Below are 26,343 nucleotides of genomic sequence, written 5' to 3'. Positions count from 1 at the left end.
CACCGCCCCGTGCCGGGCGTGCCGCGGGCGGTGCCCACCGGTCAGGACCGGTGGGCACCCGTCACGCTTTCTCCGTCTACGCCGAGACCTCGCTGCGGTCGTCTCCCCACAGCGTGTGGAACGATCCGTCGCGGTCCGTGCGCCGGTAGGTGTGCGCGCCGAAGTAGTCCCGCTGCCCCTGGGTGAGCGCGGCCGGCAGGCGCTCCGCTCGCAGGGCGTCGTAGTAGGCGAGGGCCGCGGCGAAACCGGGGGTCGGCACGCCCTGGCGGGTCGCGGCGATCAGCACCTCGCGCCAGTCGTCCTGCGCGTCGGCGATCTCCCGCGCGAACGTCTCGTCCGACAGCAGGCTCGGCAGGTCGGCACGGGCGTCGTACGCGGCGCGGATCCGGTCCAGGAAGGCGGCGCGGATGATGCACCCGCCGCGCCAGATCGCGGAGACCGCGCCGAGGTCGATGTCCCAGCCGTACTCGTCACTGCCCGCGGCGACCTCGTGGAAGCCCTGCGTGTACGAAACGATCTTCGACGCGTACAGCGCCTGCTCCACCCGGTCCGCGAACGCCGCGGCCTCCGCCTCGCCGAGCGGTGCGGCCGTCGGACCCGCCAGCCTGCGCGAGGCCTCGCGCAGCGCCGCGTGCCCCGACAGCGAACGCGCGAACACCGCCTCCGCGATCCCCGACACCGGCACACCCAGGTCGAGGGCGATCTGCACGGTCCAGCGCCCCGTGCCCTTCTGCTCCGCCTGGTCGACCACCACGTCGACGAACGGCTTGCCCGTGGCCGCGTCCACGTGAGAGAGCACCTCAGCCGTGATCTCGATCAGGTACGAGTCCAGCCGGCCGGTGTTCCAGGTGCGGAAGATGTCCGCGATCTGCGCGGGCTCGTACCCGGCGACGTCGCGCAGCAACTGGTACGCCTCGCCGATCAGCTGCATGTCGGCGTACTCGATGCCGTTGTGCACCATCTTCACGAAGTGCCCGGCGCCGTCCGGACCCACGTGCGTGACGCACGGCGCCCCGTCGGCCGCCTTGGCGGAGATCTTCTCCAGCATCGGGCCCAGCGACTCGTACGACTCCTTCGAGCCACCCGGCATGATGCTCGGTCCGTTGAGCGCGCCCTCCTCGCCACCGGAGACGCCGGTGCCGACGAAGTGGATGCCCTGCTCCCGCAGCGCGCGCTCACGGCGCCGGGTGTCGGCGAAGTGGGCGTTGCCACCGTCGATGATCATGTCGCCGGGTTCCAGCAGCGGCGCGAACTCCTCGATCACCGCGTCCGTCGGCTCACCGGCCTTCACCATGATGACCAGCCGCCGCGGACGTTCGAGCGCCGCCACGAACTCCTTCGCCGTCTCGGCCGCCACGAAGCTGCCCTCGTGTCCGAACTCCTCCACCAGCGCATGCATGCGCGCCGCCGTCCGGTTGTGCACCGCGACCGTGTAGCCGTTGCGGGCGAAGTTGCGCGCGAGGTTGCGGCCCATGACCGCGAGACCCGTGACGCCGATCTGCGCTGAACTGCTCATTGGGTTGGCTCCTAGTGACCTTGGTATCGGTACTGCCGGGATGTCGGTGCTGCCGGTCGCTGCCGTCAGTCCCGCCGGCGACCATCCTGACGTGCCGCAACCGCGTCCGCACGCGCGGGTCGTACGACATCCCGCAGCCACATACGGGCGGGGACCCCCTCCGTACTCATCCGGGCCCGTCCGGCACACGCGTACGCGCCCCGCGTACGCGACGCGCCCAAGCGTGAGTATGCCGCGCGACGGTGCCAAGCGGGGCGCAACGGGCGAAAGCTACCGGCCACTTGGCGCATCCGCGCGGCCGATAGCGGTCTTGTCACGGCCGGTTCGCAACGCTTACTTTGGCCACTTCTGACGCATTGTCGAGGGGGACTCCATGGCCGTGCGCGGCCGGCATCGCCGGTATCAGCCGAACAGAATCAACCGCGCCTCACTCACCGTCACCGCGGGTGGTGCCGGAATGGCGCTTCCCCTCCTGGGCACCGGCGTCGCCGAGGCGGCCGACGTGGACACCTGGGACAAGGTCGCCGCGTGCGAGTCCAGCGACAACTGGGACATCAACACGGGCAACGGCTACTACGGCGGACTTCAGTTCACCCAGTCCACCTGGGAGGCCTTCGGCGGCACCCGGTATGCGCCGCGCGCGGACCTGGCCGCCAAGGACCAGCAGATCGCCATCGCCGAGAAGGTCCTGGACGGCCAGGGCCCTGGCGCCTGGCCGGTGTGCTCGCAGCGGGCCGGACTGACCCGGGGCGGCGGGACCCCCGACATCCGCCCGGCCGCCGGCCGCTCCGGCAGTACCGAGGCCAAGAGCGACGTCCGGACCGGCGCGAAGAAGGACGCCGAGAAGGACGGCAAGGCGGACGCGAAGGCCGGTGGCAGGAGCGGCACAGGCACCACCACCGTCGAGGACGTCAAACCGCAGAACACACCCCAGTCCCGTGCGGGCCGCGCCGAGATGTACACCGTGCTCCACGGCGACACCCTCTCCGGCATCGCGGAGGAGGAGCGAGTACGGGGAGGCTGGCGCGGCCTGTACGACGCGAACAGCGCGACCGTCGGCGCCGACCCGGATCTGATCCTGCCCGGCCAGCGGCTCACCCTGCCCGGTGGGAAGGCCGCGCCGACTCGCCCCGCCCCGAAGCCCGCGGACACGGCTTCCGAGAAGAAGGTGCCCGGGAAGAAGGCGCCCGAGAAGAAGGTGCCGGCGAAGAAGGCGCCGGAAAAGAAAGCTCCCGCGCAGCGCACCGAAGAACGGGCGGACCGCGCCACCCAGAAGAGCGGCACGCGCGTGGCCCCGGTCGCCGCACCCCTGGGCACGCCGTACCACAAGGCCGGTTCCTCCTGGTCGAAGGGCTACCACACCGGTGTCGACTTCCCCGTGCCCACCGGCACGTCCGTGAAGTCGGTCGCGCCGGGCAGCGTCGTCAGCGCCGGCTGGGAGGGCTCGTTCGGCTACCAGGTGGTGGTCCGGCACGCCGACGGCCACTACAGCCAGTACGCCCACCTGTCGGCGATCTCGGTGAGGAGCGGCCAGTCGGTCGGCGCGGGCCAGCGCATCGGCCGGTCCGGCTCGACGGGCAACAGCTCGGGCCCGCATCTGCACTTCGAGGTGCGGACGGGGCCCGGTTTCGGATCGGACATCGACCCGATCGTCTACCTGAGGGCGGGCGGCGTCAGGATGTGACGCGTATGCGGTGCCGGTCCTGCACGGGCATCGGGACGTACGGGCCGCCGTGGAAGGGCGCGTACGCCAATACCGGCAGCGACGGCTCCGCGGCCTCGCTCTCCGCCCCGGCCTCCGGAGCGGGGCCCGCGGCGGCCGGGGCCGGCACCCGCACGCGTACGTCCCGGGCGAGCTCGGAACGCAGCAGTCGTTCGACTGAACCGGACAGCGAATCGGCCCCGGCCCCCACGGACCCCGCGGACTCCAGGACGCTCACGACCCTCACCGCCCCCACTGCCTCTACGGACCGCACGACAGGCCCCGCTCCCGCCATCGCGACCTCCGCCTCCGGAGCAACCGCAGCCTCCGGGGAAACCGGGGCGACCGGGGCGACCGGGGGAACCCCCGAGCCAACCGGCGCCACGGGGGAGTCCGGGGAGTCCGCACCGACGCTCTCCGCATGCTGCGGCTGCTCGCGCGCCAGCCGCTCCGTCGTCAGCAGGATCAGACCGCCGGCCGCCACCACGCCGCAGCTCAGCGCGAGCGCCGTGCCGGTCGCGCCGTAGCGGAAGGTTTCGCCGAACATCGTGATGCCGACCGCCGCCGCGACCACCGGGTTCACCACCGTCAGCGTGGCCAGCGGGGCCGCGAGACCGGCGCCCCGGTAGGAGGCCTGGGACAACAGCAGACCGGTGGTGGCCAGCACGCCGATCACCGCGAGGGACGGCACGTCCCCCATCGAGACGCCGTCGGTCCAGTCCACCGCCACGGTCTTCGTGAAGACGGACGACATGCCGAACGCGACACCGGAGGCGACGGCCAGCAGGATGCCGCGCACCGCCGGATGCCGCTGCGCGGTCCGGGCCGCGACCATCAGGGCGACGACCGTGGCAGCGGTGGCCAGCGCCGCCGCCACCCGCTGGGCGGTGTCCAGGGACTGCCCGTCGGACGCGCCGACCAGGGACAGCAGACCGGCGAGACCGACGGTCGCCATGAGGGCGCCGCGCCACGCCGTCGCACCCGCCCTGCGGCCGACGAACAACGCCGCCATCGGCAGCGCGAACACGATCGTCAGCGCGCCCAGCGGCTGGACCAGACTCAGCGGACCGTAGGCGAGCGCCACCACGTGCAGCACACCGCCGAGGCCGTTCAGCGCGACCGCCGCCCACCAGACCGGCCGGCGCAGCGGGGCGTACTGCTCACCGGGTGAGGACACCGCGACCTGCTCCTGCACGATCGCTCCGCCCGCGTACGCCACGGCGGAGACGAACGACAGCAGCACGGACAACGCGAGGGTGCTCATCGGCGGCTCTTCTGCGTGAGGCAGGGGCGCCGGCCCCGGTGCGGCGATCGGTCGGCTCTCATGAACGACACGATGCCGTGTTCCGGTGTTCCCGTCGTCGTCCCTGAGCACTCAATGAGTCCTACTGCCGATGGAGTACGAAGACGCCCCCGTCATCCCCTGGGTGGGCCCCCGGGGGATGACTGCCCTGATGGCTCCCCCCAGGGGCCCGGTACTCCCGGCGCCACCCCGCTTCCTGGTCCAGGCCCCACGCTCTTCCGCGCGAGCCCCATCTGCGTGACCATGAGGGCAACGTCCGCTCAGACAGGGGGTCCGCGGGTGCGAGTGGGACTACTGACCCGGGAGTACCCGCCGGACGTGTACGGCGGCGCGGGCGTCCATGTCGAGTTCCTGGCCCGGGAACTGCGCCCCCTGGTGGACCTGGAGGTGCACTGCTGGGGCGAGGGCCGCACCGACGGCGTGCGGCGCCACCGCCCCTGGCCCGCCCTCGACGGCGCCAACGACGCGCTGCGCACCTTCTCCGTGGACCTCGCCATGGCCGAGGCGCTCGAGGGCCGCGAACTCGTCCACTCCCACACCTGGTATGCCAACCTCGGCGGCCACCTCGCCAAGGAGCTGTACGGCATCCCGCACGTGGTGACCGCCCACTCCCTGGAACCCCTGCGCCCCTGGAAGGCGGAGCAACTGGGCGGCGGCTACGCCCTGTCGGGCTGGGCGGAGCGCATCGCCGTCGAGGCCGCCGACGCGGTGATCGCCGTCTCCGGAGCCATGCGCGAGGACATCCTCGGCTGCTACCCGGCCCTCGACCCGGCCAGGGTGCACGTCGTGCACAACGGCATCGACACACGGCTGTACCGGCCCGACCCCGGCACCGACGCGCTGGACCGGATCGGTCTCGACCGGTCCCGCCCGTACGTCCTGTTCGTCGGGCGGATCACCCGGCAGAAGGGCGTGCCGCAGCTCCTGCGGGCGGTGCGCGGCATCGATCCGGCCGCGCAGGTCGTGCTCTGCGCGGGCGCCCCCGACACTCCGGAGATCGAGCGGGAGTTCCACGAGACGTACGAGGAGCTGAGCCGGGAGCGCGTGGGCGTGCACTGGATTCCGCGGATGCTGCCGCGCCCGGAGGTGATCCAGCTGCTCACCCACGCGGCCGTGTTCGTGTGCCCGTCGGTGTACGAGCCGCTCGGCATCGTCAACCTGGAGGCGATGGCCTGCGGCACGCCCGTGGTGGCCTCACGGACCGGTGGAATCCCCGAGGTCGTGGAGGACGGCGCGACCGGGGTACTCGTGGAGGTGGACGACGATTTCGAGGCGGGTCTCGCGCGCGCCCTCGACTCGGTACTCGGCGATCCGGAGGCCGCCCGGCGGATGGGCGAGGAAGGGCGGGAGCGCGCGGCAGGCGAGTTCGGCTGGGACGCGGTGGCCCGCCGTACGGTTCGGCTCTACGAGGAGATCCTCAAACAGGCTTAGCCCTTCCCGCCCGGGGGCAGGCATCGGGAAATTCGGTGTGAGGGGAGTGGCCATGCGTCGTGGTGGTCCTTCGGTTCTGGGAATCGTGCTGGCGGGCGGCGAGGGCAAGCGCCTGATGCCCCTCACGGCGGACCGCGCCAAACCGGCGGTCACCTTCGGGGGCACGTACCGCCTGGTCGACTTCGTCCTGTCCAACCTGGTCAACGGCGACATCAAGCGGATCTGCGTACTGACGCAGTACAAGTCGCACTCGCTGGACCGGCACATCACCACCACCTGGCGCATGTCCAGCCTGCTCGGCAACTACGTCACCCCGGTCCCCGCCCAGCAGCGCCTGGGCCCTCACTGGTACCTGGGCAGCGCCGACGCGATCCTGCAGTCGCTGAACCTGATCCACGACGAGCAGCCGGACCACGTGGTGGTGTTCGGAGCCGACCACGTGTACCGCATGGACCCGCGCCAGATGCTCGCCCAGCACATCGAGAGCGGCGCCGGCGTCACGGTCGCCGGGATCCGGGTGCCGCGCTCGGAGTCCGCCGCCTTCGGCGTGATCACCCCGGGCTCGGACGGCCGGAGCGTGGACCGCTTCCTGGAGAAGCCCACCGACCCTCCCGGCCTCGACGGCGATCCCCAGCGCGTGTTCGCCTCCATGGGCAACTACATCTTCACCACGAAGGCCCTCGTCGAGGCCCTCCAGCGGGACGCCGAGGACGAGAACTCGGTGCACGACATGGGCGGCTCGATCCTGCCCCAGCTCACCGAGCGGGGCGAGGCCTGCCTCTACGACTTCAGCTCCAACCACGTGCCCGGCGAGACCAGCCGCGACCAGGGCTACTGGCGGGACGTCGGCACGCTGGACGCCTACTACGAGGCGCACATGGACCTGATCGCCGAGCGCCCCGCCTTCAACCTCTACAACCGCCAGTGGCCGGTCTACACCCACTCCGGCCAGCTCTCGCCGGCCCGGTTCAACGCCAGCGGCATGGCGAGCGAGTCCATCATCAGCGCCGGCTGCCTGATCCGCGGCCAGGTCACCCGGTCCGTGCTGTCACCGGGTGTGGTGATCGATCCGGGGGCCGTGGTCCAGGGCTCGGTGCTGCACGACAACGTCCACATCGGGCGGGGCGCGGTGGTGCGTGGTGCCGTCCTGGACAAGAACGTGGAGGTACCGCCCGGCGCGACCATCGGCGTCAATCCGGAACGGGACGCGGAGCTGTACACGGTGTCCGAGGGCGGAGTGATCGCCCTCGGCAAGGGACGACTGGTGCCGTAGCGCCCGCCCCTGTCCGCAGGACAGGCGCGGTGGTACGGAAGGGAAGGGCCCCGGTCGGTGCGACCACCGGGGCCTTTGTCATGTCCCTGGACGAGCGGCGGAATCCGTGCTGTTATGCCAAGTGCTGTTCGTGACAACGTTGTACAGCCGAACACAACGCACAGAACAGAACAAAGAACAGCGCGCAGAACGGTGGGTCCGAGCACACGAACAGCGGGACCGAGTACACGAACTGAGCACTGAGACCGAGCACTGAGCAGAGAGCCGTCACCTTCCTCACAGACGGAGGATCCGTGCGCATCAGACGACTCAGGGGCTGTTCAGCCCTGTTCCTGGCCGCCGCACTGGGAGTCGCAGGGCTCACCGCGACCGGCCGGACCGCGACCGCGGCCGAGGACGACCCGGTGGACATACGCGGACTGAAGGGCGAGTACTACACGCAGTCCGCCCCAGGCGCCTTCGACTTCCACGAGCTCAAGGCCACCGCCTTCGACCCGCACCTCGACTTCGACAACCTGGAGCCGCGGCTGAACTTCACCACCGGCCGGTCGGACGACGTCAGCGTCCGCTGGACCGGGAAGATCGTGCCGGAGAAGACCGGCGCGCACACCTTCTCGATCATCGGTGACAACGGCTTCCGGTTGTGGATCGACGGCCGGCTCGCCATCGACCACTGGGTCGACGACTGGGACCGCGAACAGAGTGCCGAGCCGATCGAGCTGACCGCCGGCCGGGCCCACGACATCAAGGTCGAGTACTTCGAGCACTACGGCGGCTCCAACCTCCACCTGCGCTGGACCGAGCCCGGAGGCGCCAAGGAAGCCGTACCGCAGTCCGCGTTCCGCCTGCCGGACGGCTTCGACTACGACGGCGCCCTCGCCGCTACCGTCCTCGGCTCCGGACGCACCCTGAAGCTCGACTTCCCGCGCCCGCTCGCCGTGCCCCCGGCCGGACTCGCCGGCCACGTCAACGCGGTCATCGGGGGCGCGCAGTGGCCACTGACCGGCGCCGAGCGGGACCCCGCCGACCCCAAGGCCCTGCTCGTCACACTCGGCGAACCGGTCGTGGGCAACAAAACCGGCACCGCCCGCGGCACCGCCGACGTCCGCTACGACGGCCGGGGCGGTCTGACCACCGCCGACGGAGACCCCGTGGACGCGTTCATGAGCAGCGGGCCCAACCGCTCCACCCACGAACTGACCACCAAGTGGGCCGACGAGGTGGGCCCGGACAACGCTCTCCCCGAGTACCCGCGCCCTCAGCTCACTCGAGACCAGTGGCACAACCTCAACGGGCAGTGGCAGTTCGCCGCCGCGGAGGAGGGGGAGCAGCCGCCCGTGGGCAAGACGCTCAAGGAGCGCATCCTGGTCCCGTACCCGGTGGAGTCCCGGCTCTCCGGCATCCAGCGGCACGAGGACCGCATGTGGTACCGCCGCACCTTCACCGTCCCCCGCGACTGGAGCATCGGCTCCGGCAAGCGGCTGCGGCTGAACTTCGGCGCCGTCGACTGGCGGTCCGAGGTGTACGTCAACGGCACGAAGGTCGCCGCCCACGAGGGCGGGTACGACAAGTTCGGCGCCGACGTCACCGACGCGCTGAAGCCCGGCCGCGCCCAGGAACTCATCGTCGGCGTGTACGACCCCACCGACGCCGCCGACGGCGAGAATCCGCCGCTCGGCAAGCAGCGCCTGGACCCCAGCGGCATCTGGTACACGCCCAGCTCGGGCATCTGGCAGACGGTCTGGATGGAGCCGGTCGCCCGTGACCACGTCGACTCCCTGAAGCTGGTGCCCGACGTGCCCGGCGAACGGCTCACCGTGGAGGCGAAGGGCGTCCGGGACGGCGTACCCGTCAGGGCGACCGCGTACGACGGACGGCGCGAGGTCGCCACGGCGACCGGCCGCACCGGTCGGCCGCTGAGCCTGAAGATCGCGAACCCGCGGCTGTGGTCGCCCGACGACCCCTTCCTGTACCGGCTGGAGGTGACCGTCGGCACCGACCGCGTCGGCAGTTACTTCGGGATGCGCTCGATCGCCGTCGAGGAGATCGACGGCGTGCCGCGCACGGTCCTCAACGGCGAACCGGTCTTCCTGATGGCCACCCTCGACCAGGGCTTCTGGCCCGACGGCCTGCACACCGCGCCCACCGACGAGGCCCTCGCGTACGACCTGCGCGTGCACAAGGAGCTCGGGTTCAACTCCGTGCGCAAGCACATCAAGGTGGAGCCGGACCGCTGGTTCTACTGGGCCGACCGGCTGGGCCTGATGGTGTGGCAGGACATGCCGTCCATGACGGCCGGGGTGAACCCCAGCGACTCCGCCCGCGCCCGCTACGAGCGCGAGATGAAGCAGATGATCGACGAGCACCTCAGCAGCCCGTCCCTCGTCATGTGGGTCGCCTTCAACGAGGGCTGGGGCCAGTACGACGTCGGCCGCATCGCCGAGCAGGTCAAGGCCTGGGACCCGTCGCGCCTGGTCAACAACCAGTCGGGGCTCAACCTCGGCGCCGACGGCAACGCCGGCGACATCATGGACGAGCACGGCTATCCCAGCCCGGCGCTCCCACCGCGCCCGGACGGACGGCGCGCCCTGGTCACCGGTGAGTACGGCGGCCTCGGCCTCGCGGTGCCCGGTCACGCCTGGGCCGTGCAGCAGTCGTACGTCGACGTCGACCCGGAGACGTACACCGAGGACTACCTCACCAAGCTCGACGAGGTACGGGCCCTGGTCTGCCGGGGCGGCAACGGCGCCGTGTACACGCAGCTCTCGGACGTGGAGGGCGAGCTGAACGGCCTGCTCACCTACGACCGCCGGGTGCTGAAGCCGGACGTCGCCCGGGTGAAGGCCGCCCACGACGCCCTGATCCGGGACGCGTCCCGGGCGCAGCCCGCGGGGTGCCCGGCCAAGGGTGCCGCGCGGTGAGCGGTTCCTCCGGCGGCCCGCGCCCGTCCGGGTGGCGTTCGTCATCCCGGATACCGCTCCGGGTCCCCCCCCGGGCGTCATGCCTGTTTTCATCCCATCTGCCGCTTCGAGGACGCCTTCTGACGCCACGTCGGGAGGTTCCGGCCGTGGGGCGGTGACCTCATCCGCACCCTGAGTCCCGCCCCTCCCGTCGAGTCGCGGGAGGGGCGGAGACGTAATCTGCTATTAACTGTGTGTGGCGGGATCGTACTTGACCGTAATCGGTCGCGGGCGATTGACTGCTGGTCCACCCCGTCGTCGACGCGAGGCAAGCCCGTGAACGCAAACCTGCTCGCTCCTCTCGACCTGGCGTTCTGGAACATCGAGTCCGCCGATCACCCCATGCATCTCGGTGCCCTCGGGGTCTTCTCGGCCCGTTCGCCCGCCGCGGGCGCCCACGCCGCGGATCTGCTCGCCGCCCGCGCCGCCGCCGTTCCCGGACTGCGCATGCGTATCCGCGACGTGTGGCAGCCCCTGCCCGCGCGCCCCTCCCTGTCGACCCTGCGCCGCCCCCTCACCGCCGCGCTCGGCTCCGCGCTCCGTCGGCCGTTCGGCTCCGCGCTGCGCGGACCGCTCACCGCGGCCCTGCGCCGCCCGCTCGCCTTCGGCGGCGCCGAGCGGGAGACCGACCCCGGCTTCGATCCCCTGAACCACGTCCGGCTGCACGCCCCCGCCACCGACTTCCACGCGGCGGCGGGCCGGCTCATGGGGCGCCCTCTGGAACGCACCCGGCCGCCCTGGGAGGCCCATGTGCTGCCGGGGGAGGACGGCGTCTCCTTCGCCGTCCTGTTCAAGTTCCACCACGCCCTCGCCGACGGACTGCGGGCCCTCACCCTCGCCGCGGCCCTGATGGACCCGATGGACCTGCCCACCCCCCGGCCGCGTCCCGCCGAGCCTCCGCGCGGACTGCTCCCGGACGTGCGCGAGGTGCCCGAACTCGTCCGCGGAGCCCTGTCCGACGCGGGCCGGGCCCTGGACATCGGCGCCTGTGTCGCCCGCTCCACCCTCGACATGCGCTCGTCGCCCGCGCTCACCTGCGAACCCAGCGGCACCCGCCGCACCGCCGGGGTGGTCCTCGACCTCGACGACGTGCACCGGATCCGCAAGAGCGTCGGCGGCACCGTCAACGACGTGCTGATCGCGGTCGTCGCCGGTGCCCTGCGCCGCTGGCTCGACGAGCGCGGCGACGGCAGTGAGGGCGTCGTCCCGCGCGCCCTCGTCCCCGTGTCCCGGCGACGCCCGCGCACCGCGCATCCTCAGGGCAACCGGCTCTCCGGTTACCTGATACGGCTTCCGGTCGACGAGGCGGAACCGCTCGCCCGCCTCGCCCTGGTGCGCACCGCCATGGACCGCAACAAGGACGCCGGCCCGAACCGGGGCGCGGGCGCCGTCGCCCTGCTCGCCGACCACGTACCGCCGCTCGGCCACCGGCTCGGCGGACCCCTGGTCGGCCAGGCGGCCCGGCTCTGGTTCGACGTCCTGGTCACCAGCGTGCCGCTGCCCGGCTTCGGACTGCGGCTCGGCGGCGACTCGCTCGGCGCCGTTTTCCCCTTCGCGCCGCTCGCGCCCGGACACTCCCTGGCGGTCGCCGTCTCCACCTACCGCGGACACGTCCACTACGGACTGGTCGCCGACGGTGCCGCCGTCCCCGATCTCGACCGGCTCGCCGGCGCCGTGACCGAGGAGGTGGACACGCTCCTCACCGCGTGCGACCCCTGACCAGCCGCCACCGCGCCCACCCTCGTGTGTGCCCCTGACCACCGGCCGTCACGGGTTTGGTGCTACGGCCCGGCGCTCCGTAAAATCGCCCGTTCGACAGCGGGCGCGACCGGAGCGCCGCCACGGCAGACCAGGAACGGCAACGGCGATGACGGTGACAGAGGACGGCCCCCGGGCCACGGACACGATGATCCACGGGAACACCGTGGCGCACGAGGACGTGGTGACACACGGGCCCGGCATCGACCCGGAGCGGCTGGCCGTGTGCCTCGACGTGCTCGCGGAACTCGACACACTCGACGTCGACCACCCGGACGCGATCAAGGTCCGCCGCGCCACCTCGCACATCTACCGCATGGTCAAGCAGCGCCGCCGCCAGGAGCGCCGGGCCGCCAAGACCGCCCATGACAAGGCGGTCACCGAGGCCACCGCCACCGGGTCCGCCGAGCGCATCGACGACGAGACGGAAGGCATCCTGCCCTCGTCCCGGACCGAGGAGGGCACCATCGCGGGGATACTTCAGCGCCCCCGCTCCTGCTACATCTGCAAGCAGCGGTACGTCGAGGTCGACTACTTCTACCACCAGCTCTGCCAGGAGTGCGCCGACGAGAACCGCAGCCGCCGGGAGGCCCGCACCGACCTCACCGGCAAGCGCGCGCTGCTCACCGGCGGCCGGGCCAAGATCGGCATGTACATCGCGCTGCGGCTGCTGCGCGACGGCGCCCACACCACGATCACGACCCGCTTCCCGAACGACGCCGTCCGCCGCTTCAAGGCCCAGCCCGACAGCGACCAGTGGATCGACCGGCTGAAGATCGTCGGGATCGACCTGCGCGACCCGGCCCAGGTCGTCGCGCTCGCCGACTCGGTGTCCGCCGCCGGTCCGCTGGACATCCTGATCAACAACGCCGCACAGACCGTACGGCGTTCCCCGCAGGCCTACAGCGAGTTGGTCGCCGCCGAGTCCGCGCCGCTGCCCGCCGGTGAACTGCCCGCCGCCGAGGTGATCGGCGGCTTCGGCTCCGGCGCGGTGGCCGAGCTCCCGGTCGCGGGATCCGGCGCGCTCACCGCGCAGGACGTCACCGGCCTGGCCCTGGTCTCCGGCTCGGCCTCCCTGGAGCGGATCGCGGCGGGCACCGCGATCGACGCCGGCGGCCTGGTCCCGGACCTGCACGACACCAACAGCTGGGTGCAGACCGTCGAGGAGGTCACCCCGGTCGAGCTGCTCGAGGTCCAGCTCTGCAACTCGACGGCGCCGTTCCTGCTCATCAGCAGGCTGCGCCCGGCGATGGCGGCCGCGGCGGCGAAGCGGACGTACATCGTGAACGTCTCCGCCATGGAAGGCGTCTTCGACCGTGGCTACAAGGGCGCGGGCCACCCGCACACCAATATGGCCAAGGCCGCCCTGAACATGCTCACCCGCACCAGTGCCCAGGAGATGTTCGACAACGACCGCATCCTGATGACGGCCGTCGACACCGGCTGGATCACCGACGAGCGTCCCCACCCGGACAAGCTCCGCCTCGCGGACGCCGGTTTCCACGCCCCGCTGGACCTGATCGACGGCGCGGCCCGCGTCTACGACCCCATCGTGCGCGGCGAGGCCGGCGAGGACCTGTACGGCGTCTTCCTGAAGGACTACGCGCCCGGCAGGTGGTGACGCGGCCGTCCGGCGGTCGGCGCCGGGGGAGTCATTCCACCGCGCCGAGCCGGGAGTTGCGCGCCGCCAGCAGCTCCAGCACGGTGCGCCAGTCCTCCAGGATCCCGGCGTCGAAGCGGGCGCTGCGGGCCTCCTCGTCCGCCGTGCGCAGAGTGAGGAGGTCGTCCTCCTCGACTTGGAGACCGGGGCGGGGCCGGCGGCGGACCAGCCCCGCCACCCGCTCGCCGAGCAGCGCGCGCACCGCGTCCGCGGCCAGGTCGGCCCGCGTGGCGGGCTCGGCCGGCCGCAGCAGCCGGCCGACCGGCCGGACCAGGCCCGCCACCTGAAGCTCCTTGTCGGCGGGGCGTCGCCGGCGCAGCAGTGCGGCGGTGCGCAACGCGTGGTCGTACGCGTCGACCGGGGCCCCGCCGGGAACCGGGACGTCCCGGGCACCCCGGCAGGCGTACAGCAGGTCCATCAGCTCCTCGACACTGCGCAACTCCATGCGCCGGTCCTCCTGGAAGACAACCGCTTGCCGTACGGCAGCACAACATGACGAGCTTGCGTGTCGGCCAACAGGACCTGAACTGCGCCATGACCATGCGGCCCTCTCGAAAGCGCGTACTCCCCTGTAGTCCGATCGAGTGATCGACGGTAGCGGCGCCCAGGAGGAATCAGGGGTACACAGGAGTGGGACGGGCACGGTCCGACACATGATCGTTACGGCGAGTTTTCAGCCCCATCGAGCAGGGGCCCGCTCATTTGGTTAATCTGAGGCGGACGGGCAGCAGTAAAGGGTCCTACCCACACCCATCGGTCCGTCATGGGACACGCTGCTTCACAAGGGCCTGCTCTCCTACGATCAACCGGCGCCACCGCGTCCGAACGGTTTTCGCATCATGCCCGGGCGGACGTATGACGCGGGCGCGGCAGGAGCGGCGCGGTACGTCCCGAGGGTGACCGACACATAAGGAGTGCGCGGTGACACCGGAGAAGACCAACGTGGATCAGCCCGTCAAGGAACGTCCCGAGCGTGCGGGCCGCCCGGCAGGCCAGCTCGGCAGCCTCGACGTGTGGGCCCGGTCGGCCCCGATCCGCCTGGCGGGCTACGAGGACGATCTCGCCGAGCCCCACATCCTGCCCAGCGTCGACTGAGACCGGTGCCGCCCCGCGCTCCGCGTGATCGCCGGGTGCGGGAGTGCGCCGGACGCGCGCTCAGGCCGATCAGGGAGGCAGGCACCGACGACTGGCCGCGCATCCGGCCGCCCGGGCGCCGCATCGTCGCCACGGGCGAGACGTACACCTGGGACCCGGACCCCTCCGAGGAGGGGTCCGGGTCCTGTGGATGAACCCGGCGAGGGCGCGGACGGGGCGGGCTGCGCGTCGTGTACGGGCGCGGAGACCAGGCCGGCGGCCCCGCTCAGGGGCGGGCGTAGGGCCGGGTCATGATCTCCAGGTTGTGGCCGTCCGGGTCGTCGAAATAGGCGCCGCGACCGCCGAAGAGACGGTTGATCCTGCCGGGTTCGGTGTGGTTCGGGTCCGCGTAGTAGGTGACCCCGACCGCCTCCAGGCGGGCGATCATCGCGTCGAACCGGTCCTCGGGGACGAGGAACGCGTAGTGCTGCGACTGGATGGGCCCGTCGCGCTGCTCGTAGTAGTCGAGGGTCACGCCGTTGCCCAGGTCGACGGGCAGGAACGGGCCGAAGGGGGCGCCGACCTCCAGCCCCAGGATCACGGCGAGGAACTCGGCCGACAGGCGGCGGTCGCGGGCGAGGACGGCGGTGTGGTTCAACTGGACGGCTGTGGTGGGCGGTTCGGGCGCGGCAGAGGTGATGGGCGCGCCGGGTGCGTCGGGCATGGCTGGTTCGTCTCCGGGTGTCGTTTCCGTCGGATGCCGCGCGGGACGCGGCGGGAAGCGGGGAAGGGAACGCGGAGAGGAGGGCGGGGCACGGGCGACGCCCTGCCCCGGGCCGGGCGTGAGCGGGGACATCCCCGCCCGGCTCACGCCGAGGCCGGGAGCGTCTTTCGTGTGTGGCCCAAGGCCGACCCGGCAGTCACCCGGCCGACGATAGGCGCACGCCGCTGATCACCGCAACACCCGGACGGACCGGACCGCGAGGAGACCCCGCGGGGTCGGGGCGGTCTCACAGGGTGGTCTTCGGAAGACGACGGTGTGCCGAAGGTCGGGATCTGCGTCCGGTGGGCGCGGGCCGAAGGTGCCCGTTGTCGTCCACCCTGATCATCGTCGAGGTCCGGTGGTGCCGTTCGGCTGCTCGGTGCGTTGGGCGTCCTGGGTGCGGGGTCGGGAGCTGTCCGTCCGCGACCGCCCGCGAACCGGCCGCGGACCTCGACGTCGCCGAACGGCAGGAGGTCCTCGGGGCCGCCGCCGCCCGCGTCTACGGTCTGTGAACCGCCCCCGCCAGCCGGGTCGGCGGCAGATACTCGCGCACGTACGTCCGCTCCCAGCACGCCCCCGTCTCCCGCAGCTCGCGCCAGGTCGTGTACCGGTAGTGGAACAGCCGGGCGCGGACGTACCGGGGCGGCGCGTTGGGCGGGAAGGGGGAGCGGCGCAACAGCCGCAGTGTGTCGCGGTCGCCCTCCAGCAGCCGTTCCACCAGCGCGCCGAACCACGGCCCGGCGTAGGACGGCGACAGCGCGGCGAACCACATCAGCCAGTCGAGCCGCAGATGGTACGGCGCGAACTGACGTGGCCAGCGCCGGGGGTCCCCCGGCTTGCCCCGGAACTCGTACTCCCGCCAGTCCGCGTCCTTGCGGGGCGTTCGGTCCGCGGTGCCCTCGATCACCACCTCGTACCGGATCCGACTGACACTGCCGAACGCCCCGTAGGTGTTGACCAGGTGGAGCGGGTCGAAGGACCGGTTCATCACCTGGCGGCGGGAGAGCATGTTGCGCACGGGATGGTAGCCGAGGGCGAGCAGCAGCGCGGACACCGCGAGGACGACGACCACGTACCACAGCGGGGCGCCGGACGTGTCCGGGGGAGTGGTGGGGAACGCGACCACCGGCAGGGCCAGCACGATGGTGATCCAGTTCAGCCAGGAGAAGTTGCCCGACAGCACCAGCCACAGCTGCGTGAGGATCATCAGCGTGGCGGCGGCCGTGGCGACCGGCTGCGGAGCGAACAGCAGGAACGGAACGAACAACTGGGTGACATGGTTCGCGGCGACCTCGACCCGGTGCAGCGGCTTCGGCAGATGGTGGAAGAACCAGCTCAGCGGCCCCGGCATCGGCTGGGTCTCGTGATGGTGGTCCAGGCAGGTGAGCTTCCGCCAGCACGCGTCGCCGCGCATCTTGATCAGCCCCGCGCCGAACTCGACCCGGAACAGCACCCACCGCAGCAGGAACAGCACGACGACCGGCGGGGCCACCTCGTCGTTGCCGAGGAACACCGAGAGGAAGCCGACCTCGAGCAGCAGCGACTCCCAGCCGAAGGCGTACCAGGTCTGCCCGACGTTGACGATCGACAGATACAGCACCCAGGGCGCCAGCCACAGCAGCATCCCGGCCCACAGCGGAAGCCAGGAGTCCAACCCCGCGAGCAGCGCCGCCGACACCGCGCAGCCCGTCCAGGCGCAGCCCGCGAAGAACCGGTCCGAGTAGCGCAGCTGGAACAGACCGGGCGCCCGCACGAACGGGGTCCGCTCCACGAACCGGGGCACCGGGAGCATTCCGCGCTCGCCGATCAGCGCACGGAACTGCAGCACCGCCGTCAGGAACGCGATCAGGTACAGCCCGGCCAGCGCCCGCTGGAAGACCAGCCGGCTCAGCCAGTAGTCGGATGCGGTGAACCACTCCACGGCCGTGCGCTCCCTCCCCACCCATTGTCCGCCCCTGGTTGTCTGCCGTCGCTGTCCGTCTTCCCTGTGACTCTCCGTATACCCGGAGCGGCCGAAGCCGTCCCGGACTCCAGGGGCGTCACCGGTCGAAGAATCGGATGAACCCTGACAAGGTGGGGCCATGGCTGATCGGGGAGCGAGCGCCCTGTCACTCCCGGACGACTGGCCGGACCACCCGGATCCGATCCTGGCGCTCAACCACATGGGCAGGTTCGAGTGGAACCTGGACACCCGGGTGATGCTGATGGATGCCCAGGCCCGCGACATCTTCGACCTGCGCCCCGACGAATCCGGCCATCCCGACACGCTGGTGACCCGGATCCCGCCCGCCGAGGTCGTGCGCCTGGACACCGCCGTCTCGCAGGCCCTGAAGGACGGCAGCCAGAACTACGGCGTCTACTTCCGGGTCCGCCGCCGCGACGGCACCCTGCGCTGGACCCACAGCCACGGCTACATCCGCCGGGACGGGACCGGACTGCCCCGCCGCATCCTCGGCGTCGTCCGGGACGCCACGGAGGAACTCAGCGACAGCGAGGCGAGAGAGGCGCAGGCAGCCCAGGAGGACGTCCTGCGTCAGCAGACCAACATCGTCCAGCTCACCACGGCCGCCCTCGCCCACGCCCGCACCGTGCAGGACGTCATCGACGTCGTCAAGGACACCCACGGCCTCACCCATCTGGGCGCCACCAGCCTCGTCATGGGTCTGGTCGAGGCCGGCCGGATCCGGCTGGTCGCCGAGGGGCCCGCCGACAGCTTCGTCCCGGGCACCCGCATCACCCGGATCGACGAGCAGTACCCGATGAGCGAGGTCGTACGGACCCTGAGCCCGCGCTTCATCGAGTCGCCGCAGGAGTTCGCCGAACGCTACCCGGTGCTGTGGCCACACCTCACCGATCTGCACATCACCTCGGCGGCCTACCTGCCGCTCATCGTCCAGACCCGCCCCATCGGCGCCATGGGCCTGCTCTACAGCGACCGGCGCGGCTTCACCCCCGAGGAGCGCAACATCCTAGTCGCCCTGTGCAGCAGCATCGCGCAGAGCATGCAGCGGGCCATGTTCTACGAGCAGGAGATGGACCTCGCGCAGGGACTCCAGCAGGCCATGCTGCCCCGCACCATCCCCAGTGTGCCCGGCGCCGACATCGCCGTCCGCTATCGCGCGGCCAGCACCGGGGGCGGCCTCGGCCGGGACATCGGCGGTGACTGGTACGACCTGATCCCGCTGCCCGGGGGCCGTGTCGGCGCCGTGATCGGCGACGTCCAGGGCCACGACACCCACGCCGCCTCCGTCATGGGACAGCTGCGCATCGTGCTGCGCGCCTACGCCGCCGAGGGACACCCGCCGGGCACCGTGATGGCCCGCGCCTCCGTCTTCCTGCACGAACTCGACACCGACCGCTCCGCGACCTGCCTGTACGCCGAGGCGGACCTGTCCACCGGCGTCCTCCAGATGGTCCGGGCCGGCCACCTCGACCCGCTCGTCCGGCGTGCCGACGGCGTCTGCCACCGCGTCCACGTACCGGGCGGGCTGCCGCTCGGCCTGTCCGCCGAGTTCGACCGGCTCGACTACCCGGTCGGGACGATGGAACTCGATCCCGGCGACGTGCTGCTGCTGTGCACCGACGGCCTGGTCGAGCAGCCCGGCGCAGACCTCGACGACGGCATCGATACCCTCTCCGCGCTCGTCACCACCGGCCCCGAGGACGTACGCGAGCTGGCCGACCGGCTCGTCGCCGTGGCCGAGGAGCGCGGCGGGGAGGACGACGTGGCCCTGCTCCTGCTGCGCCGCCGCCCGCCGGACAGCCCGCGCGCGGGAGGCCGGCTCCAGCAGCACGTGGCTCCCGGCGACCCCGAGGCCCTGACCGAGGCCCGGCGCATGGTCCGTGCCGGGGTCGGCGCCTGGGGCGCCGGGAACCGCGTCGACGAGATCGAACTGGTCGCCGACGAGCTGATCACCAACGTCCTGATGCACACCGAGGGGTCCGCCGTCGTCACCCTCAGGGTCCTCACCGGCAGCGAGCGGCGGCTGCGCGTGGAGGTCGCGGACTCCTCCAGCGCCCTGCCGCGCCGCCGTGAGGCGGGGGAGTCGGGCGTCTCGGGGCGAGGTCTGCTCCTCGTCGAGATACTCGCGGACGAGTGGGGCGTGGAGGCACGCGGCGGCGGCAAATGCGTGTGGGGCGAGTTCTCGGTGACCAAGGCCTCCGCCTTCACGGACCCCACGGACTCCACGGACTCGGCGGAGCACGACCCCGTCCCCATCCCCGGCCCCGGCGACGCCGACGCCGACGGCGCGGGGCACTGCTCCCGCTGACCGGTCCGGTCCGGGGCGGCACTCTGGACGTGTGCCGGAACTTCCCGAGGCCGAGGCATCGCGGACCACGCTCACCGACGCGGTCGAGCACGCGCACGGGCTCGCCGCCAGAGGGCCGAAGGCCGGGCGGAAGAGCGGTCTGCGGGTCCACGGACGCACCGGGGATACGTGCCCGGTATGCGGCGACACCGCCCGCGAGGTCGCGTTCAGCGATTCCTCGCTGCAGTACTGCCCCACCTGCCGGGCGGGGGCGAACCCCTGGCGGACCGCGGACCCTCCCGACTGCTGGAGTGCCCCCGCGTCCGGTGAGGTGAGCTCGCGTCCGGCCGCTGCCGGGGCGGACGACCGCGGGGCTCCCCGCTGTCACCGGGGCTTCAGCGTCACCAGGTGCTCGCCGTCCGAGGAGCGCAGCTCGTAGCGCTCGACCTGCCAGCTGCGCAGGGTGGAGCCGCCCGTCATGGTGTTGGGGCGGGCGTCGTGGCGGGGCACGTTCCAGCTGGTCACGGTCTCCTCGGAGCCGTCCTGCCCGACCGCCACCAGCCGGCAGACGCGGGGCCCCGCCCCGTCCTTGACCTTCAGCTCCAGCCGGCTGCCCCAGTCCTCGTCCGCCGTCGTGATCTCCGCCCACACCCCGGACCGCTCATCGGCCGCCGCGATGCTCTCGGGCGCCTGATCACCGCCGCCCGAGGACATCAGGGCGAGCGCCGGCGCGGTTGTCGCGAGCACCACCGAGGCCGCCAGCGCGAACAGCAGCCGACGGCGCACCGCCCGGTTCCGTCCCGCCACCTCGGACAGCAGCCGGTCGAGCATCCTCGGGCCCGGCTTGGGCATCGGGTGCGTCAGCGGCGGTGTGGAGCGCCGGTACAGCATCAACTGCCGTGTCGTCGCACCGAATTCGGTCACCTGTGCAGCGCAGCTGGGGCACTCCATGAGGTGGTCCTCGAAGCGGAAGGCCTCCGCCTCGTCCAGCACGCCGAGCGCGTACGCGCCGACGTCGCGATGCCTTTCCAGGGACCTCATGCCGAATCCTCGTACCGTTGAGTGTGGGTGGGGTTACTCGTTGCTCCCACCGGTACGCACCAGGCAGTCGATTCACTCAAGCCGCATGCCGAATCGTAACCAAAGGATTCGGAGCCCTCCGGCCCGCGGATTGGTCCGATTCACCGGAAGGCTAGAAGAGATGGATGGCGAGGTGCCCGAGCGGCAGCCCGAGCTGCCACGCGGGCGTCCACACCTTTGGCCCCTCGTCCTCCCCGGCCCCCGCGGCGCCGCCAGGCACCGCGTTCAGATCGGGCGCGAGCAGCTCCGTCTCCCGCAGCCAGCGCCAGGCCGACCGGGCGAGTTCCAGGTCGGGATCCGCCGTGGCCCGGCCGGCGGTGGCCGCGGAGACGGCGGCGGCGTCCGCGGTCAGGTCCGCCAGGCGTTTCTGCACCCACTCCTGCCACGGCTGGTCGTACGCGGTCAGCGACAGCCAGGTCTCCAACTGGGTGATCACCCGGATTCCGGAGAGTTCGCCGTCGGTGTCGGACAGGAAGACGGTCAGTGCCAGCGCGTCCCGGCCGGCCCGGAACTCGAAGGACGTCGTCGGCATCAGGTCGCCGCTGCGCAGCAGTTCGTCGGCGATGTACTCGGCGTACAACCAGGCCATGGGGACGGTCAGTTCGCCGTCGCCCGTGCCGTCGGTGCTCTCTTGGCCTCTGTGCTGCATCCCTTCCAGCCTTCCTCCGGTACGTGCGCGTCGCCCGAACCCGGGCCCCCGGTCCGCAGCACGGATGAGGACAGCCGATTACTCAACAGGGGTCCTCGGCAAGGCGCTTTACGGAGGTTTGACCTGGCCGCCCGTTTCACCGCAGGTCGGCGGCGTATCCCGGAAGCACCCGGCGCAGGGCGCGCAGCGCGTAGTACGCGCGGGACTTCACGGTACCGGGCGGTATCCCCAGCGCCGCCGCGGCCTCCGCCACACTCGCCCCCTGGAAGTACACGAGCACCAGGACTTCACGGTGCTCCGGAGTGAGTGTCTTCACGGCCTGGCGGACATCGAGCGCCGCCGCGGCCCGTTCGGCATGGTCGGAGATCACCCGCGCGTTCTCCAGCGCCGCGTCGCCCACTTCGGGCGGTCGGGCCTGCCGGGCCCGCCGCGCGTCGATGGCGAGCCGCCGGCCCACGGTCATCAGCCAGGGCCGTACGGAGTCGAAGTCGTCGGCGCGCAGTACCTCGGGATGCTGCCAGGCCCGTACCAGCGTCTCCTGGACGAGATCCTCGGCGCGCTGCCGGTCCCCGTCGCAGAGCCGGAGCAGCAGCGCGAAGAGAGGCCGGCCGTGCTCGCGCTGCAGGGCGGCGAGTTCGTGCTCGGCGGTTGTCCCGTTCATGAGTGTCATTCCGGCCGTCATGGCGGTATGGCAACGTACGGCGCTCTTCGGGGACAGGGCGCGCACACGGGCGTGCGGCGGACGGTCGATCGCGTCGACGAACGGTTCGACGAACGGTCCGGATGACGGTTCGCGCACGCCGGACGGCCTAAACGGCGTGTCGGAACAACGGCGATGCAGAAAGTGATTCTTATCTGTCTGTCAGTAAATAGGACAGTAAAATGCCGTATACCGGGGTGAAGTGATGATTGCACGTAGTAAACAGGTGGCCCTGGCGCTCACCGTCGTCCTCGCCGCGGGCGCCGCCTGGCAGGCACGGGAGCACCGTCCGCCGGAATCCGGCCATCCGGGTGCCTCGGCCGTGCGGGACCGCGGCTTCACCCTGGTCGCCTCGGGGGACGTGCTGCCGCACGGCTCGGTCATCGACCGCGCCCGCTTCGACGCGGGCGGCACCGGCCACGACTTCGGGCCGATGCTCTCCGGTGTCCGATCCGTCGTCGCGGGCGCCGATCTGGCACTGTGTCACATGGGGGCCGTGTACGGCGCCGACGGCGACTACACCGGCCACCCCGACTTCAGGTCCCCGCCGGAGGTCGCCCAGGCCCTCGCCGCCACCGGCTACGACGGCTGCTCCACCGCCTCCCACCACACCCTGGACGACGGCGCCGACGGCATCCGCCGCACCCTGGACGCCCTCGACCGGGCCGGCCTGCGGCACGCCGGCGCCGCCCGATCCGAGCGCGAGGCCCGCGGGGTGACCGTCCTGCGCGCGGGCCGGGCCGAGGTCGCCCACCTCGCCTACACCTACGGCACCAACGTCGCCCCGCTCCCGCCCGGCCAACCCTGGGCCGTCGGCCTCATCGACGAGAGCCGGATCCTCGCCGACGCGCGCGCGGCCCGGAAGGCGGGCGTCGACGTGGTCGTGGTCTCCCTGCACTGGGGCACCGAATGGCAGGAGGCCCCCGACGGGCAGCAGGTCACTCTCGCCCGCTCCCTCACCGCGGCCCGCACCGGCCACGGTCCCGACATCGACCTGATCCTCGGCACCCATGCCCACGTCCCGCAGGCGTACGAGAAGATCAACGGCACCTGGGTGGTCTACGGGATGGGCGACCAGATCGCCGGCGCGACGACCCACCACGAGGACGCCCCGGACCCCCGCGGCAACCAGTCCACTCTGGGCCGCTTCACCTTCACCCCGCCCCAGCGTCCGGACGGACGCTGGGAGGTGACGAAGGCCGAGTTCGTCCCGCAGCTCTACGACATGGACGCCGGCCGCGTGGTCAACCTCAACCGGGCCCTCGCCGAGGGTGCCGAGGTCCGGTCCGTCCGCGACCGGATCCGGAGCGTTGTGCTGAGCCGGGGCGCGGCGAAGGACGGGCTGGTCATGGGGGAGTAGCCCGACCGGTCATGGCGGTGATCAGTTCACGTCCACGGCGTCGAACAGCGCCAGCATCTGTGCGAGGACGCGTACACAGGTGCGTAGGTCGGCGTCCGTGAGGTCCCCGCCGACCCCCCGCAGCACGGCGTGCTCACGGGCGACGACGGCGGCGATCGCCGCCCGGCCCCCGTCGGTGAGCCGGATCAGCGACGACCGCTGGTGGGCGGGGTTGGGGGTGCTCTCCACCAGGCCCCGCGCGGCGGCGTCGTTGACCATGCGCTGCACGAACTGACGGCTGATGGCCTGCGCGCGGCCCATCTGGGGCACGGTCATCGGGCCGTGCTTGTGCAGCAGGTCCAGCACGGCGCGTACCCCGACGGACAGACCCTCGACGGCCTCGCCCTGCTCGACCTTGCGCTGCACCCGGCGGTACAGCGGGCCGACCAGATCGAACACCTCCATCAGGCGCGGGCCGAGTTCGTCGGGCGGAAGGGGCTTGTCGGTGTTGTTCCCGGTGTCGTCCACTCCCTCATCATGACACCTTGGTTGCCAAATTTCGCCGAGGATGACACCTTGGTTGTCATGACTACGGTTTCGGAACTCCGGTACTTCACCTCCTCCGACGGCGACCTCGCCTACCACGACAGCGGCGCGGGAGACCTGGTCGTCCTTCTCCACCCCGGCTTTGTCGACCACCGGCTCTTCGAGGACCAGATCCCGGCCCTCGCCGCCCACCACCGGGTGATCGCGCCCGATGTGCGCGGTCACGGCTTTTCCGCCAACGCCACGGAGCCCTTCCGCTGGGCGGACGACCTCGCCGCCCTGCTGCGCCACCTCGACGCGGGGCCCGCGGTTCTGGTCGGCGTGTCGATGGGCGGCGCCATCGCGACCGACACCGTTCTCGAACATCCGGATCTGGTACGCGCGGTCGTTGCCTGCGGGGCGGCCACCAGTGAGTTCGAGTACACCGATCCGTGGACCCGCCGGATCCAGGCCGAGTTCGCCCGCACGCTGGGCGCCGGTGACATCGAGGGCTGGCTGAACGCCTTCGTGCGGGTCGCGCCGGGCGAGCACCGCGGCACCGACGGCGTCGACCCGGGCATCCCGCGCCGGCTGCGGGAAATGGCGCTGCACACGATCTCCAAGCACACCCCGGACGAGAAGGACCGGCGCGTCCCCGTCACTGGCACCTGGGACCGTGTGCCGACGATCGACGTGCCGGTGCTCGCGGTCAACGGCTCACTCGAACCCGCCGATCTGACCGCGGCGGCCGAGCGTCTCGTCCGCGGTGTACGCGACGGCCGCTCCACCACCATCGAGGGGGCGGGACACTACGCGTGCATGGAACAGCCCGAGGTCTTCAACGAGATCCTCCTCGGCTTTCTGCGCACCCTCTGACGCCGCCTTCTCGCGCACCTTCTGACGCGGCGGTACCTACGGCACCACGGTCACCGGCCAGCGCCCCGCCTTCACCAGCCGGACCGCCACCGACCCCACGAACCGGTGACCCGCCTGCTCCGAGGCGCCCACCACCACCGCGTCCGCCTTGAGGTCGTCCGCCGCCTTCACCATGCCGTTGTACGGGTCGCCGCGGAGGGTGTGGAACTCCCAGCGGAAGTCGAACACCCCCCGGACCTGCTCGGACGCCTCCCTGACCTGCCTCACCAGGTCCTCGGCGATCTCGTCCGTGGTCTCCGCCGCCGGCGCCCCGAACGCGGTACCCGCAGCCAGCACCGGCTGCACGTACACGACGGCGAGCAACGCGTGCTGCCGCCGGGCCATACCGGAGGCGTAGGCCGCCGCCCGCAGGGAGGTGTCGGAGCCGTCCACTCCGACCACAATCACCTTCGGACCGTCCGTGCCCCGTTCGAACTGCGCCGAGGGCTTCTCCGTCACGGCGCCGAGGCTATCGGACGCCCGTACAGCGGCAGCGCTGGGCCGAGCGGGTGGAAACGCCCCGCCGCACCGGTGTCGCTGAGTTCACCCGTCGCCGGGCGGGCGACGGATGAGTCATGCAGACAGATCAGTTGCTCACGCGGCGCCGGGCGCTGCTCACCGGTGCCGCCGTCGTGGGAGCGGCCGGCGCGGCCGGACTCCTTGCGACGGGCGTCGGCACCGAGGCGGCAGGCCCCGCCACGCCCGCCGCCGGAGCCCAGGCCGCCGGTCTCCCGCTCAAGCCCTCCGCGTACCGCCTCAGCCCCCTCACCGGCTACGGCCCGCCCGGGGCGGCTCCCGGCGGAACTCCGGTGCGGAGCGCACCGATGCTGCGTGTTTCCGGGCGGGGGAACACCATGGTGCTGACTTTCGACGACGGACCCGACCCCCGCTACACCCCGGGCATCCTCGACACGCTCGCGGCGTACGACGTCCGCGCGATGTTCTTCGTGTGCGGGGAAATGGTCTCCTACAACAAGGACCTGCTGGCCCGCATGTCCGACGAGGGACACGTCGTCGGCAACCACACCTGGTCCCACCCCCTGCTCACCCGTCTGACCCGCGGCAGGATCCGCTCCGAGATGGAACGCACCTGCGACATCATCGAGAAGAGGTACGGCGAACGCCCCCAGTGGTTCCGCGCGCCCTACGGAGCCTGGAACCGCGCCGCCCTCCAACTCGGCGCCGAACTGGGTATGGAACCCCTCGGCTGGACCGTGGACACCCTCGACTGGATCAGCCCCGGCACCCGCGCCATCGTCGACCGGGTGGAGAACGGCGCCGCCCCCGGGGTCGTGGTGCTCTCGCACGATGCCGGGGGCGACCGCTCCCAGAGCGTGCGGGCCCTGCGCGACTACCTGCCCGAACTGCTGGACTCCGGCTACCGGGTCACGGTGCCTCGCCGGCACTACGTCTGAGCGGGGGCCGCCCCGACCGGCCGGCCGGAC

At 71.8% G+C, this 26,343-nt stretch carries 21 protein-coding genes and 2 pseudogenes; 13 read left to right on the top strand and 10 right to left on the bottom strand.

Annotated elements, in window-relative coordinates:
* Positions 1-76: 76 nt before the first annotated feature.
* The gene (gene gndA, locus ACFP2V_RS23075) at positions 77-1,516 is read right to left on the bottom strand and encodes an NADP-dependent phosphogluconate dehydrogenase (protein WP_381215654.1); all 1,440 of its coding nucleotides are present in this window, start codon (positions 1,514-1,516) and stop codon (positions 77-79) included.
* A gap of 373 nt (positions 1,517-1,889) precedes the next feature.
* Between gndA and ACFP2V_RS23070 the strand changes: the two genes are divergently transcribed.
* Positions 1,890-3,200, top strand: coding sequence for a transglycosylase family protein (locus ACFP2V_RS23070; protein ID WP_381215651.1), 1,311 nt, complete (start codon positions 1,890-1,892; stop codon positions 3,198-3,200).
* Here the strand turns inward: ACFP2V_RS23070 and ACFP2V_RS23065 are convergent.
* Positions 3,190-4,482 (bottom strand): DMT family transporter, encoded by a 1,293-nt coding sequence (locus ACFP2V_RS23065; RefSeq protein ID WP_381215648.1) that lies wholly within the window; start codon positions 4,480-4,482, stop codon positions 3,190-3,192. The two genes, ACFP2V_RS23070 and ACFP2V_RS23065, sit on opposite strands and share 11 nt — an antisense overlap.
* Positions 4,483-4,800: 318 nt before the next feature.
* Here ACFP2V_RS23065 and glgA point away from each other — a divergent pair, with 318 nt between their 5' ends.
* From glgA to ACFP2V_RS23040, 5 genes are all read left to right on the top strand, one after another.
* Positions 4,801-5,952, top strand: coding sequence for a glycogen synthase (gene glgA, locus ACFP2V_RS23060; protein ID WP_381215646.1), 1,152 nt, complete (start codon positions 4,801-4,803; stop codon positions 5,950-5,952).
* Between the two features lie 52 nt (positions 5,953-6,004).
* Complete coding sequence (gene glgC, locus ACFP2V_RS23055; RefSeq protein WP_381215643.1) at positions 6,005-7,225, top strand: glucose-1-phosphate adenylyltransferase; 1,221 nt, start codon at positions 6,005-6,007, stop codon at positions 7,223-7,225.
* 293 nt (positions 7,226-7,518) lie between these two features.
* On the top strand, positions 7,519-10,146 hold the full coding sequence (locus ACFP2V_RS23050; RefSeq protein WP_381215640.1) for a PA14 domain-containing protein: 2,628 nt from the start codon (positions 7,519-7,521) through the stop codon (positions 10,144-10,146).
* 315 nt (positions 10,147-10,461) lie between these two features.
* On the top strand, positions 10,462-11,904 hold the full coding sequence (locus ACFP2V_RS23045) for a wax ester/triacylglycerol synthase family O-acyltransferase (protein WP_381215637.1): 1,443 nt from the start codon (positions 10,462-10,464) through the stop codon (positions 11,902-11,904).
* Between the two features lie 148 nt (positions 11,905-12,052).
* Positions 12,053-13,564 (top strand): SDR family NAD(P)-dependent oxidoreductase, encoded by a 1,512-nt coding sequence (locus ACFP2V_RS23040; RefSeq protein WP_381215634.1) that lies wholly within the window; start codon positions 12,053-12,055, stop codon positions 13,562-13,564.
* A gap of 31 nt (positions 13,565-13,595) precedes the next feature.
* Here the strand turns inward: ACFP2V_RS23040 and ACFP2V_RS23035 are convergent, their stop codons facing one another.
* Positions 13,596-14,048, bottom strand: coding sequence for a hypothetical protein (locus ACFP2V_RS23035; RefSeq protein WP_381215631.1), 453 nt, complete (start codon positions 14,046-14,048; stop codon positions 13,596-13,598).
* 476 nt (positions 14,049-14,524) lie between these two features.
* On the opposite strand from ACFP2V_RS23035, the gene ACFP2V_RS23030 reads away from it, so the two are divergent.
* Positions 14,525-14,698 carry a hypothetical protein gene (locus ACFP2V_RS23030; protein WP_381215628.1) on the top strand — a complete coding sequence of 58 codons (174 nt, stop codon included), beginning with the start codon at positions 14,525-14,527 and terminating at the stop codon, positions 14,696-14,698.
* 68 nt (positions 14,699-14,766) lie between these two features.
* Positions 14,767-14,903: pseudogene (locus ACFP2V_RS23025) on the top strand (GNAT family N-acetyltransferase); the annotation flags it as partial.
* Positions 14,904-14,963: 60 nt separating this feature from the next.
* Here ACFP2V_RS23025 and ACFP2V_RS23020 read toward each other — a convergent pair.
* Together ACFP2V_RS23020 and ACFP2V_RS23015 are read right to left on the bottom strand one after the other, a co-directional pair.
* Positions 14,964-15,401, bottom strand: a complete 438-nt coding sequence (locus ACFP2V_RS23020; protein WP_381215625.1) for a VOC family protein — start codon at positions 15,399-15,401, stop codon at positions 14,964-14,966.
* Between the two features lie 538 nt (positions 15,402-15,939).
* On the bottom strand, positions 15,940-17,361 hold the full coding sequence (locus ACFP2V_RS23015) for a lipase maturation factor family protein (protein WP_381215622.1): 1,422 nt from the start codon (positions 17,359-17,361) through the stop codon (positions 15,940-15,942).
* A 160-nt stretch (positions 17,362-17,521) separates the two neighbouring features.
* Here ACFP2V_RS23015 and ACFP2V_RS23010 point away from each other — a divergent pair, with 160 nt between their 5' ends.
* A complete protein-coding gene (locus ACFP2V_RS23010) occupies positions 17,522-19,711 on the top strand; it encodes a SpoIIE family protein phosphatase (RefSeq protein ID WP_381215619.1) in 2,190 nt (729 codons plus the stop codon).
* A gap of 52 nt (positions 19,712-19,763) precedes the next feature.
* Positions 19,764-20,020, top strand: a pseudogene (locus ACFP2V_RS23005) (zinc finger domain-containing protein); the annotation flags it as partial.
* Between the two features lie 54 nt (positions 20,021-20,074).
* Here ACFP2V_RS23005 and ACFP2V_RS23000 read toward each other — a convergent pair.
* From ACFP2V_RS23000 to ACFP2V_RS22990, 3 genes are all read right to left on the bottom strand, one after another.
* Positions 20,075-20,731 carry a zf-HC2 domain-containing protein gene (locus ACFP2V_RS23000; RefSeq protein ID WP_381215615.1) on the bottom strand — a complete coding sequence of 219 codons (657 nt, stop codon included), beginning with the start codon at positions 20,729-20,731 and terminating at the stop codon, positions 20,075-20,077.
* Between the two features lie 151 nt (positions 20,732-20,882).
* Positions 20,883-21,419, bottom strand: coding sequence for a hypothetical protein (locus ACFP2V_RS22995; protein ID WP_381215612.1), 537 nt, complete (start codon positions 21,417-21,419; stop codon positions 20,883-20,885).
* Positions 21,420-21,555: 136 nt separating this feature from the next.
* On the bottom strand, positions 21,556-22,101 hold the full coding sequence (locus ACFP2V_RS22990) for a sigma-70 family RNA polymerase sigma factor (protein WP_381215669.1): 546 nt from the start codon (positions 22,099-22,101) through the stop codon (positions 21,556-21,558).
* A gap of 223 nt (positions 22,102-22,324) precedes the next feature.
* On the opposite strand from ACFP2V_RS22990, the gene ACFP2V_RS22985 reads away from it, so the two are divergent.
* Complete coding sequence (locus ACFP2V_RS22985; protein ID WP_381215609.1) at positions 22,325-23,479, top strand: CapA family protein; 1,155 nt, start codon at positions 22,325-22,327, stop codon at positions 23,477-23,479.
* Between the two features lie 21 nt (positions 23,480-23,500).
* Here the strand turns inward: ACFP2V_RS22985 and ACFP2V_RS22980 are convergent, their stop codons facing one another.
* Complete coding sequence (locus ACFP2V_RS22980) at positions 23,501-23,923, bottom strand: MarR family winged helix-turn-helix transcriptional regulator (RefSeq protein ID WP_381215666.1); 423 nt, start codon at positions 23,921-23,923, stop codon at positions 23,501-23,503.
* Positions 23,924-24,043: 120 nt separating this feature from the next.
* Here ACFP2V_RS22980 and ACFP2V_RS22975 point away from each other — a divergent pair, with 120 nt between their 5' ends.
* Positions 24,044-24,859, top strand: a complete 816-nt coding sequence (locus ACFP2V_RS22975) for an alpha/beta fold hydrolase (RefSeq protein ID WP_381215606.1) — start codon at positions 24,044-24,046, stop codon at positions 24,857-24,859.
* A gap of 36 nt (positions 24,860-24,895) precedes the next feature.
* Here ACFP2V_RS22975 and ACFP2V_RS22970 read toward each other — a convergent pair whose 3' ends face one another.
* On the bottom strand, positions 24,896-25,357 hold the full coding sequence (locus ACFP2V_RS22970; protein ID WP_381215603.1) for a universal stress protein: 462 nt from the start codon (positions 25,355-25,357) through the stop codon (positions 24,896-24,898).
* Between the two features lie 116 nt (positions 25,358-25,473).
* Here ACFP2V_RS22970 and ACFP2V_RS22965 point away from each other — a divergent pair, with 116 nt between their 5' ends.
* The gene (locus tag ACFP2V_RS22965; RefSeq protein WP_381215600.1) at positions 25,474-26,313 is read left to right on the top strand and encodes a polysaccharide deacetylase family protein; all 840 of its coding nucleotides are present in this window, start codon (positions 25,474-25,476) and stop codon (positions 26,311-26,313) included.
* Positions 26,314-26,343: the final 30 nt, after the last annotated feature.

Source organism: Streptomyces incanus, assembly GCF_042656345.1.
Taxonomy (GTDB): domain Bacteria; phylum Actinomycetota; class Actinomycetes; order Streptomycetales; family Streptomycetaceae; genus Streptomyces; species Streptomyces incanus.
This window is presented reverse-complemented; position numbering and strand designations above follow the sequence as displayed.